Genomic DNA, 2,977 nt, shown 5'->3' with positions numbered 1-2,977 from the left:
CCCCCGGCCCACTCCCCGCACTCAAATAAGCAATCCGCGTCCCATCCTCGGACACAACGTAATCCACCCCCTGATCACGCTCCGATTCCCCCATCGCCCCTCCCGAAGTCCCGCACAGCCAGCCTACTCCCACGCCCCCGCAATCCCAGCGACCTTGCCTGCCGGGTATTCCGTATGGATTTCATCGGCGAACAGATCCCAGAGGAAGGCGTTCATCCTCGCGGCCACGGGAGCATGCCGGGTGAGAATTGCTGCCACGGTGGGCGGTACGTCGTCCGGGATGCGGCCCGCGGCGCACTCGACTACATACTCGTTGCGGGCGACCACGCCGCCCGTGGGTGAGGTCTGGATTCCGCAAACCTCGGTCACAAGCCAGTTCACAAGCCGCATGGCGGCATAGTCGGCGTCGTACGTGGCGTGGCGTCCGACGAACTCACGTTCGGCGGGTGAGAGATCGAAATGCGGGGAGGTGGCCAAGCCGAAATCGGTGAGATAGATGCGCGTCCCGTCACTGCGCACATTGCCGAAATGTGCGTCCATATGCAGCAATCGGCGATCCCGGAGGAACGTCAGTATCTCGGCTAGCTGCCGCTCGACGGTGACGGCCTTGCCAATCGGGTTGTACCGCAGCCAGTCTCCCACCGCATGCGGTATGTACTCACTGAACAGCACGAGGGAACATGGCGCCGCAGCGAGCGCTTCCAGCCGGGCACGAACCGCCGAGGATCCACCGTTCGCAGCAACAACCGCGTCGATGTCCGCGTGTTCATCCGCGATCGCCGCCCGACCAGGCAACACCCGCCAGTGATACAGCATTGGAAACAACCGCGCCTCACCGTCCAACACAGCATCCGTCACGATGGTGTTGGCGGCCAGCTCCCGCCACGCATTGAATCCTGGGCCACCAATTCCATACTGGCAGAACAGTGGAACGTTGAAATGGTTCGCGGTGGAATCCCAGTGGGCCAACTCCCGATCGGTCAGGGGGATGCGCTTGACAAACACAGGCTCACCATCGACGTCAACGGCCGACGACTCCCCGCCCACTCCCACACCAATGGGCCGCCCCGACCCCATGAGCGCGACGAGATCACCGTCCATCCGATCTCCCAAGAACGCCGAGAGCCGTTGATAGCGTCGCCTTCTGGTGTCCGTCATCACCGGATTCTGCCACCGGCCACGAAGTGCCCCGCGAGCCGTTCGCACAGCGCGACCAGCTCGGATTCCACGATCCGCGGACCGCCCTCCCACGAATCGATGTCGAACCACCCCACCGAATCGGGTGTGCCCCTGGGCCGAGCGAACACATGCTGATGAAAATGCGCGACACTACGACCGGTAACAGCAGAGAACACGAACTCCGGCGCAAGCTCGGTCCGCAACGCCCCCGCAGCCCGCCGAACGGCCCACCCAACCGCAGCCCCTTCGCCATCACTCAGATCAGCCAAAGTCGCCGCATGACGCGTGGTTTCAACAAACAGATACCCAGGCATCGCCACCCCTTCCGACAGCGGCCGATGCGTCACCACCACCAACTCATCAGCAAAGATCACCGGCCCAACCAGCCTGCCAACCCCACGATGCTTGTCACAGATCAGACACCCACTCCCCATCCCACGACCCTACCCATCAAGCTCCTCGGATTCACTCTGTGCCAGAGGGAAACTGAAGTGGTGGCCGGACCGCGGCCGTGATCACGATATCCTCGCCCGGCGCCAGCCGCGGTGGCACTTGATCGGCCGGAACCGGCTCATCGCTGAAGACAAGCCTCTCCAAGAACGCGGCCGTCGCCTCCGGACCGGACGGAAAATCCTCTCCGCGCATCATCAACTGTTCCTTCCCACCGCTCGAAGATGTTCTCCTCATCGTCGCGCATTGCCCGAGCGCGCCATGGTGCATTGCATGCCTTGACTCCTGCCAACTCCCCGAACCTGCGTCCAAACCGGCCTGATCTCGCACTGTTGCAACGGAACTGGCCCATTTGATCGTCGAGCTATCGAAAGTGCGAGATCAGCTCGGAATGCATCACAGCCGACGGGTGCGTAGTACGCCGGTCAGCATCGGGAGGGAGAATTCGCCGTTGGAGGTCTCTGGTCTGCTTGCGAGGAACTCTCGGATACGGCTGAGTGTGGACGCTCGCTCCTGCTCGGGCATGACCAATATGCCTGCTCGCGTGGCAATTGTCGCGACGAGGGAGTCGGCGGTACGACGCTGCGAGTGGGTGAACTCGGCCTGCTCCGGCGAGCCGAACCGCGCAACGGCACCCGAGCCGGGAAGATGCATCCCGGCTGTCGCGGTGCGCCAGCTGCTGAGCGTATCCCGCGGGCCAATGGCCTCTCTTCCGCTGACACGCTCGAGCCCGGAAACCCAATCGATCCGGTTGTCCATCACATTCCACAAACCCGCCAGGACACCGCCGGGCGCAAGGACGCGCGCGATCTCCGGTCCGGCGACGGCCATGTCGAACCAGTGCAGGGCATTTCCGGCGAGCACCGCATCGACCGACGCATCCGGAAGCGGTATCGACTCGGCGCTGCCCTGAAGACCGCGAACCACCGGTAGGGTGAGGCGCAACTCGGCCAGCATTGCCGGGTCTGGCTCGACGGCAGTGACATCGACACCCAACGCAACCAATGTGCCGGTGAGCTTGCCTGTACCAGCGCCGAGATCTAGCACCCTTCGACCAGGCGCCGACTCCAGCGCCCATCGCGCCGCAGTCGGTGCGTAATCTGGTCGATGCTCCGCGTAGGCCGCTGCCACCGAGCCAAAGGACGAAGAATAGCGTTGCCGCACATCCCTTTCCATGCATTCACCCTATGCGCGGTACAAGCAACTCTGCCTGAATCCGCGAAACAAGCGACGAAGGTGCACATCCGCAACAGCCAAGCCATTTCTATGGCACGAGAATGCACTGGTGGAGGTGTCTTCTCGACGTTTGTCTGCGTGAATGCATGTTCATCAACTGGTGGGGGTGGGG

General features: G+C 63.0%; 3 protein-coding genes. All 3 read right to left on the bottom strand.

The window, feature by feature from the left end; all coding sequences use genetic code 11:
- Positions 1-123 precede the first annotated feature (123 nt).
- Positions 124-1,158: a serine/threonine protein phosphatase gene (locus ACAM49_RS39585; protein WP_369640646.1), complete on the bottom strand. Its 1,035-nt coding sequence runs from the start codon at positions 1,156-1,158 to the stop codon at positions 124-126.
- Complete coding sequence (locus tag ACAM49_RS39580) at positions 1,158-1,553, bottom strand: HIT family protein (protein WP_369640645.1); 396 nt, start codon at positions 1,551-1,553, stop codon at positions 1,158-1,160. The genes ACAM49_RS39585 and ACAM49_RS39580 overlap by 1 nt, the downstream gene beginning before the upstream one ends.
- Before the next feature lie 472 nt (positions 1,554-2,025).
- Positions 2,026-2,805, bottom strand: coding sequence for a class I SAM-dependent methyltransferase (locus ACAM49_RS39575; RefSeq protein ID WP_369640644.1), 780 nt, complete (start codon positions 2,803-2,805; stop codon positions 2,026-2,028).
- Between the last annotated feature and the right edge of the window lie 172 nt (positions 2,806-2,977).

It is taken from the genome of Nocardia sp. JMUB6875, assembly GCF_041154655.1.
In the GTDB taxonomy this organism is placed as follows: Bacteria; Actinomycetota; Actinomycetes; order Mycobacteriales; family Mycobacteriaceae; genus Nocardia.
The sequence above is the reverse complement of the archived record's forward strand: the minus strand, read 5'-3'. Positions and strand labels throughout refer to the sequence as shown.

Bases quoted from the DNA above. Each gene is read 5' to 3' on its own strand.
- ACAM49_RS39585 (WP_369640646.1), bottom strand. From the start codon at position 1,158: ATGACGGACACCAGAAGGCGACGCTATCAACGGCTCTCGGCGTTCTTG.
- ACAM49_RS39575 (WP_369640644.1), bottom strand. From the start codon at position 2,805: ATGGAAAGGGATGTGCGGCAACGCTATTCTTCGTCCTTTGGCTCGGTG.